General features: G+C 33.8%; 9 protein-coding genes. 3 read left to right on the top strand and 6 right to left on the bottom strand.

Going from position 1 to position 7051, the window contains the following annotated elements; translation table 11 throughout:
* Positions 1-139: 139 nt before the first annotated feature.
* From Q0L29_RS03555 to rsmA, 6 genes are all read right to left on the bottom strand, one after another.
* Positions 140-532: an HIT family protein gene (locus Q0L29_RS03555; RefSeq protein ID WP_296619147.1), complete on the bottom strand. Its 393-nt coding sequence runs from the start codon at positions 530-532 to the stop codon at positions 140-142.
* 79 nt (positions 533-611) lie between these two features.
* A complete protein-coding gene (gene greA / locus Q0L29_RS03560; RefSeq protein ID WP_296619149.1) occupies positions 612-1085 on the bottom strand; it encodes a transcription elongation factor GreA in 474 nt (157 codons plus the stop codon).
* A 131-nt stretch (positions 1086-1216) separates the two neighbouring features.
* Positions 1217-2059: a pentapeptide repeat-containing protein gene (locus Q0L29_RS03565; RefSeq protein ID WP_296619151.1), complete on the bottom strand. Its 843-nt coding sequence runs from the start codon at positions 2057-2059 to the stop codon at positions 1217-1219.
* A gap of 84 nt (positions 2060-2143) precedes the next feature.
* Positions 2144-3076, bottom strand: coding sequence for an NAD(P)-dependent oxidoreductase (locus tag Q0L29_RS03570; protein WP_296619153.1), 933 nt, complete (start codon positions 3074-3076; stop codon positions 2144-2146).
* 8 nt (positions 3077-3084) lie between these two features.
* Entirely contained in the window at positions 3085-4464 is a 1380-nt protein-coding gene (gene mgtE, locus Q0L29_RS03575) for a magnesium transporter (protein ID WP_296619155.1), read from the bottom strand.
* Positions 4451-5233, bottom strand: coding sequence for a 16S rRNA (adenine(1518)-N(6)/adenine(1519)-N(6))-dimethyltransferase RsmA (rsmA, locus tag Q0L29_RS03580; RefSeq protein ID WP_296619156.1), 783 nt, complete (start codon positions 5231-5233; stop codon positions 4451-4453). Before rsmA ends, mgtE begins: the two co-directional genes overlap by 14 nt.
* An 86-nt stretch (positions 5234-5319) precedes the next feature.
* Here rsmA and pdxA point away from each other — a divergent pair, with 86 nt between their 5' ends.
* The 3 genes from pdxA to rpmF form a co-directional block, all read left to right on the top strand.
* Positions 5320-6330: a 4-hydroxythreonine-4-phosphate dehydrogenase PdxA gene (gene pdxA / locus Q0L29_RS03585; protein WP_296619158.1), complete on the top strand. Its 1011-nt coding sequence runs from the start codon at positions 5320-5322 to the stop codon at positions 6328-6330.
* A gap of 56 nt (positions 6331-6386) precedes the next feature.
* Positions 6387-6917, top strand: coding sequence for a DUF177 domain-containing protein (locus Q0L29_RS03590; RefSeq protein WP_296619160.1), 531 nt, complete (start codon positions 6387-6389; stop codon positions 6915-6917).
* 20 nt (positions 6918-6937) lie between these two features.
* The coding region (rpmF, locus tag Q0L29_RS03595) for a 50S ribosomal protein L32 (protein ID WP_296619162.1) at positions 6938-7051 on the top strand (114 nt) is incomplete at its 3' end.

Genomic DNA, 7051 nt, shown 5'->3' on the forward strand with positions numbered 1-7051 from the left:
ACAGTACAGTGCTGATTGAAATGGAAAATGGAGAGATTGTATTTAGAAATGTGGAAGATGTTGAAATTGAATGAATGAGATGATTTAATCTTTAAAAGGAAAACCGTAGTAATTGATTTACTACGGTTTTTTTAGGGCACTATAAATTCCATTTAATTTTTTCGGCCACCTCTTTCAACTCATCATTTGAAGGATTTAATTTCCCTTTACTGAAATTGATATCATCCATGGAGTTCATTGGAATTAAGTGAACATGTACATGAGGAACCTCAAGACCGATTACAGCTACTCCAACTCTCAAACACTTTATAGATTTGTCGATGGACTTCGCTACTTTTTTTGCAAATAGATGTAAGCCGGAAAGCACATCATCTTCAAGGTCAAAGATATAATCAGTTTCTTGTTTAGGAACTACTAAGACATGTCCTTGAACCAATGGATTAATATCCAAAAAAGCGATATAGTCATCATTTTCAGCTACTATATGTCCCGGAATTTCTCTATTGATGATTTTGGTGAATATACTGGCCATGTAAATTTAATTTAAAGATTTTGCTGGCTCTAAAACAAATGATTTAATTCAAAAGTCTATGAGCCAGCGTTAATTATAATTATATACTAATATCTAAAATTTCAAATTCCATTTTGCCGGCAGGAGCATCTACTTCAGCAATATCTCCTACTTTTTTACCCATAATTCCTTTGCCGATTGGTGATTTGATAGAGATTTTACCCTCTTTCAAATTCGCTTCTTCTTCTGAAACCATAGTATAAGTCACTTCCATGCCATTCTTTTTGTTTTTAATTTTGGCTTTGGTTAATAAGCCAACTTTGGAAGTATCCACATCAGATTCTTTGATGACTCTAGCATTGGCCACCACATTTTCTAACTGTGATATCTTCATTTCAAGTAAACCTTGAGCATCTTTAGCAGCATCATATTCTGCATTCTCGCTTAAGTCTCCTTTATCCCTGGCTTCTGCTATATCTGCTGAAGCCTTCGGTCTTTCTACGGTTTTTAAATGATGGAGCTCATCCTTCATTTTTTTTAAACCTCCTTCTGTATAGTATGATACTTTACTCATCGTTATTAAAAATTGAGATTTTTATAAAATAAAAAACGGCACAGTTTTGCATGAGCCGTTTATCTTGTTTCTTATTATATATGCAAATATAAAAGATTTTTGCATTGAAAACAAGATGATTTGCTAACGTCCTATTTACCTAAAAGTTCTGGATATTTCTCTTGAATCTCACTTTTAATATCATCATCAAGTTCAGCTAAATAAAGTGTTTTAACATTTTTCAACTGACTAGCAGTTATTCCTTCTGCGCCTTTTAAGTTTGCTTTATAAAGGCTGGCTTCATCAAATGAAGCTCCGGTAAGATGACAATTACTCAAATCCGCTTCCATTAAATAAGCATTGGAGAAATCAGATTTAATAAGAAATGCATTTTTAAAGTTGGCTTTAATTAAGAAGGTATCCTTAAAGTTTGCGCCACTAGCAAATGCGCCTTCAAAATTTGCTTGGTTCATTTTAGCATTTTCAAAATTAGTTTGATTAGCCCTGGTGCCTGAAAAATTACACTCTATAGCATTGGCATGACTAAAATTTGATGAATTAAGGTTAGAACCACTAAGGTCAACATGACTCATATTGGTTTTGGTCATATGGCAATTTACCAAATTGATTTCCGTAATCTTATGTCTGTTTAATCTTTTGATATTACCCACAGTTCTAAAAGCTGCTTCTTCTGATTCCCACTGACGGAAATCATCGATTTCATCTTTATACATTTTAATTCGAAGCTGTTTTTCCCCGTTTTCTCTCAGCCAATAAATTAAAATACCTATTATAGCAATATCAAAAAGCATACCGTGCGCTTCCGCCAGAACTTCTTTAAAGAAATCACGAAAGTTCTCTAAATAATAGGGTAAGCTTAGTCCGACAACTAAGACAGCAAGGAATATAAGTACTATAACGGAAGTTAAAATTGGCTTCTTTGTTATGGTTTTAATTCTTTCTTGTACTTTGATCTTTAGTTCACTTCTGCTCATATGCTATACTAATTTTCATTAGATTTCTGTCCTCTAATTTATAGGTATTTTGTAATCTTTGTATATCTAAAACTGTTTAAATTATTATTTTTCGACCAATAATTTAATTTTCCGGCTTAAAACTTTATTTATTTTTTCGTAAGATTCAAAAGACCAGCCTGCTACGTGGGGAGTTAAAATTACTTGGTTTAACTTTGTAAGTTCTTGGAAAATATATAGTTCATCCTTGATTAAGGAATTGATTTTTTCATTCTCCAATACGTCTAATGCTGCTCCTTTTATTTTCTTCTCCTGAAGTAATCTTAATAAATCTTTTAAGATTAAAACTTCTCCTCTTGATGTATTGATGATGTAGTCTATTTTCTGAAACTCCGACAGGAATTCATAATTCACAATACTCTTGTTTTGGGAATTCAATGGGATATGTAAACTGAGAATTTGTGATTTTTCTTTAAGTTCTTCAAGCTTTACTTCCTTTACAAAGGAATTTGAAAAACCAGTCTTCTCAGCATCATAAGCAATAATTTCACAACCAAATGAACTAAGTCTTTTTGCGAAAGCTTGTCCCATATTGCCAAAACCCAATAACCCAATAGTTTTGCCCATTAGCTCAACCCCTCTATTACCTTCCCTGTCCCATATCCCACTTCTTATTTCTTGATCTGCAGTATTGATTTTATTAAAAAGGGACAGTAACATACCCATTGCATGTTCAGCTAATGCATCTCTATTACCTTCTGGTGCATTGATAAGCTGAATATTTCTTTTTTCTAATTCATCTACCGCTACATTATCGACACCTGCCCCAGCTCGAGCTACAAACTTTAATTTTTTTGCATTTTTTAATAACTCTGCATCTACAGGAGTTTTGCTTCTTACAATTAGCCCTTCATAATTTTCAATTATTGAGATGATTTCAGGACGCTTTATTTGGGGCATATAATCCACTTCTAAGTTGATATCATTCAACAAAGATGTGATGCTATCATGCATTTCATCTATAATGAGTACTTTCATTTTTTATATTATATTAGAAGGAAATGGGCCACGGAAAAATAAACCAACAATCCTAATAAATCATTTGCTGTGGTAATAAAAGGACCAGCTGCCAGAGCAGGATTGATGCCTAATTTATCAAGGACTAAAGGAGTGACCGTTCCCATAAAAGAGGCCAATAAAACCACCGTAAATAAAGCAATTGAAACCACAATTGCCAACTTGATTTCTTGACCTAAAATAAGGTTCATGCCCATTACTATTCCAGCTATTACAATTCCATTTAAAATGGCAACTGCCAATACTTTTGTGATTCTCTTAAAAAATGAATCGTCAAAAACGGATTTACTAGCCAAACTTTGCAACACTATGGATGAAGATTGTATCCCTACATTTCCTCCTGTTGCCGTAATCAGTGGAATAAAAAATGCCATGGCTGGAACCATTAAAATATCTTTCTCAAAAACACCTATAAATTGAGCGCCTAAAAGTCCACCGAACATACCGATTATAAGCCAAGGTAAACGAGCTCGAGTCAGCATCCAGACACTATCATCTTCCTCAACATCCTCGGAAATACCAGCCATCATCTGTCTTTCCTCTTCTGCTAATTCGGTAATGACATCCACAATATCATCAATGGTAATACGTCCCATCAATTTACCTTGAACATTCACAACAGGAACTGCATCCAAATCATATTTTCTCATAATCTCAGCTACATCCATTTCATCCATATAGGTTTCTACAGAAATAACGTCCTCATCATAAAGGTCTTTCACTTTTAAATGATCATCAGCTAAAATGATTTTCTTTAAAGATACTCTTCCTAACAATATATTTTGATCATCAACTACATAAACTGAGTAGATTTTCTCTACGTTTTCAGCTTGTCTTCTAATTTCTTCTATACACTGATTAATTGACCAATTTTCATTGGCTTTAATCAGCTCTTTTGCCATCAACCCCCCTGCTACATCTTCTTCATAGCGCAAGAGGTCTAAAATATTTTTAGCTTTTTCTTTATTTTCTAAAGAAGCTATTACTTCTTCTCTGTCTTTTAAAGGGAGCTCATTAATAATATCCACCGCATCATCTGAATCTAGTTCATTCAGCATTGCAGCTATTTCGGAAGTATTAAATTCCTTTAAGTACTTTGACCGGACATCTTCATCTAAATCATTAATGACTTCAGCACTGACTTCGTTTTCCAGTATATCCAATACATATCGTGATTCCTCTGTATCGAATTCCAATATAATGGTAGAGATATCAGCAGGATTGGTACCTTCTAATGTACTTTTAATAAAATTATCATCATGCTCATTTATAGCAAGCTGTAATTTCTCTAAATATTCTTTAGAAAGCTCAAATTGGTCAATATGCTCTTTTTCCTCAAGATTCTCCATTAGCAATGTGGTTTGTCAATTCTACAAAATCATTAACGGTCAGTTGCTCGGCACGTTTGTCCAACAAATCTAAGGACTTTATTTCAGTAGATAAGTCGAAACTCTTTAAAGCATTTCTTAAAGTTTTTCTTCTATTATTAAAGCCTTGTTTTACAACCCTAAAAAACAACTTCTCATCGCAGTCTAAAGTTTGAGTTTTATTCCTTTTTAAATGTAAAACGGCTGATGTTACCTTTGGTGGAGGATTAAAAACATTAGGTGGCACCGAAAAAAGATATTCTACATCATAATATGCCTGAAGCAATACACTTAAAATCCCATAAGTTTTATTTCCTTCTTTTGCTGCTATGCGTTCAGCTACTTCTTTTTGAATCATGCCCACCACCTCAGGGATTTGGTTTCTGTATTCCAACACTTTAAAAAATATTTGTGAAGAAATATTGTACGGGAAATTACCAATGATGCCAAAAGGCTCCTTATAGTAATGGCCTAAATCAATCCTTAAAAAATCTTCTTTGATGATTTTATCTTTATAGTCTGGATATTGATTCTGAAGATAATCGATTGATTCCTGGTCAACATCCATAAAAAGTAACTCATATTCAGCCTTTTCTATTAAAAAATTAGTGAGTACACCAGTGCCCGGACCAATTTCCAATAGCTTTTTATAATTATTATGACCGTTAAGGCTTTCCACTATTTTTTGGGCTATATTTTGGTCTTTTAAAAAATGTTGCCCTAAATGTTTTTTTGCTCGAACTCCCTTCATTTTTCAAAGCAGATAAAAAAAAACTAAATTGCACAGAATTTAATCATAATTATTTTAGAATTCGACTTCAAGCGCGTATTTAAGATATGGAAGAACTCAATAAACCTACTATTGCCATTACCATCGGAGATGTGAACAGTATTTCCCCTGAAGTGATCATCAAAGCTTTGGAGGATCCAAGAATTATAAAAATGATGACTCCTGTGGTCTATGGTTCCGGTAAAATCCTTTCCTACTATAGAAAAGCATTAAATATTCGGGATTTCAATTATTTTCAATTGAAAAATCTGGAAGAATTAAGTGATAAAAAACTCAATGTTTTGAATTTGTGGGAAGAAACGGTGAACATCACTATGGGACAATCTTCTGAAGAAGCTGGGAAATATGCCTTTATAAGCATTAAAAAAGCTGTGGAAGATGCATTAGAAGGTAAGGTTGATGCAATTGTTACCGCACCTATTAATAAACACAACATACAGTCAGAAGAATTTAAATTCGCAGGTCATACTGAATATCTCGCTCAACAGGCAGGAGTAAAGGATAGTTTGATGCTCTTGGTAGATGGCGATTTAAGAGTGGGGGTAGTGACTGGTCACATTCCAATTAAGGAAGTGAGTGAAAAGATAACTGCAGAAAAGATTGACAGTAAACTGGATGTTTTAGAGAAATCATTGAAGCATGATTTCGGCATAAAAAAGCCTAGAATTGCTGTTTTAGGATTAAATCCACATGCTGGAGATGGGGGAGTGATAGGGAGTGAAGAAGAGGAAATGATCAAACCATTAATCGAAAGAAGAAAAGAAAATGGAAAATTGGTTTTTGGTCCTTTTCCTGCGGATGGATTTTTCGGAAACCAGCAATATAAAAATTTTGATGGCGTTTTGGCGATGTATCATGATCAAGGCTTAATTCCTTTTAAAACATTGGCCTTTTCAAATGGTGTTAATTTTACAGCCGGACTTCCTTTTGTGAGAACTTCTCCAGATCATGGAACCGCTTATGATTTAACAGGAAAAGGCTTAGCAGATGAAACTTCTATGCGGCAAGCCTTGTTCTTGGCAATCGATATCATAAAGAATAGAAAAGAATATTCTTAAAGCAGTTTAGTAATATCAAATAATATTTTTATCTTTGCGCTCTTAATTCAAATGGGATGGAAAAGTTGAAGGATTTCGACATTCAGGTTTATAAGCTTGATAACAAGCAACATGAATACGAATACGCAGTAGACAAGGACTTTTTCAGTGAATTTGAAGGAGGTTTTGTGGAAAGCGGGAAGGTGAAAATACAACTTCTGTTGGATAAAAGAGAAAATCTGATGGAGTTGAATTTGGATTTCTCAGGTTATGTTGATTTAATTAGTGACAGAAGTCTGGAACCTTTTCAGTACCCCATAGATATCAACAAAAAGTTGTTGTATAAATATGGGGAAGAGGAGCAAGAATTGGAAGAGGATGTAATGGTTATCACAAAAAACACGCAAGTGATTAATGTGGGACATTTTATTTATGAAACTATTGCTTTACAAATACCTTTGAAAAAACTGCACCCTGATGAAATTGAAGAAGACGAAGAACATAATGATTATGTTTATATAGATGATGCTGGCGAAGAAATTGAAGAGGAAGAAGAGAATATAGACCCAAGATGGGCAGCATTGAAAGATTTAAATAAAAAGAAATAAGAATTAAAATTTAGAATAAAATGGCGCATCCTAAGAGAAAAATATCCAGAACCAGAAGAGATAAAAGAAGGACTCACAAAAAAGGAACGGCAAAATTATTGGCGATTTGTCCTACTACAGGCGAGGCGCATTTG

The sequence above is a fragment of the Marivirga sp. genome (assembly GCF_024636815.1).
In the GTDB taxonomy this organism is placed as follows: Bacteria; Bacteroidota; Bacteroidia; order Cytophagales; family Cyclobacteriaceae; genus Marivirga.

What these genes read in the sequence shown, in the direction of transcription:
- Q0L29_RS03565 (WP_296619151.1), bottom strand. Translation starts at nt 2,059, where the DNA reads ATGAGCAGAAGTGAACTAAAGATCAAAGTACAAGAAAGAATTAAAACC.
- Q0L29_RS03555 (WP_296619147.1), bottom strand. Translation starts at nt 532, where the DNA reads ATGGCCAGTATATTCACCAAAATCATCAATAGAGAAATTCCGGGACAT.
- mgtE (WP_296619155.1), bottom strand. Translation starts at nt 4,464, where the DNA reads ATGGAGAATCTTGAGGAAAAAGAGCATATTGACCAATTTGAGCTTTCT.
- Q0L29_RS03590 (WP_296619160.1), top strand. Translation starts at nt 6,387, where the DNA reads ATGGAAAAGTTGAAGGATTTCGACATTCAGGTTTATAAGCTTGATAAC.
- greA (WP_296619149.1), bottom strand. Translation starts at nt 1,085, where the DNA reads ATGAGTAAAGTATCATACTATACAGAAGGAGGTTTAAAAAAAATGAAG.
- rsmA (WP_296619156.1), bottom strand. Translation starts at nt 5,233, where the DNA reads ATGAAGGGAGTTCGAGCAAAAAAACATTTAGGGCAACATTTTTTAAAA.
- Q0L29_RS03570 (WP_296619153.1), bottom strand. Translation starts at nt 3,076, where the DNA reads ATGAAAGTACTCATTATAGATGAAATGCATGATAGCATCACATCTTTG.
- pdxA (WP_296619158.1), top strand. Translation starts at nt 5,320, where the DNA reads ATGGAAGAACTCAATAAACCTACTATTGCCATTACCATCGGAGATGTG.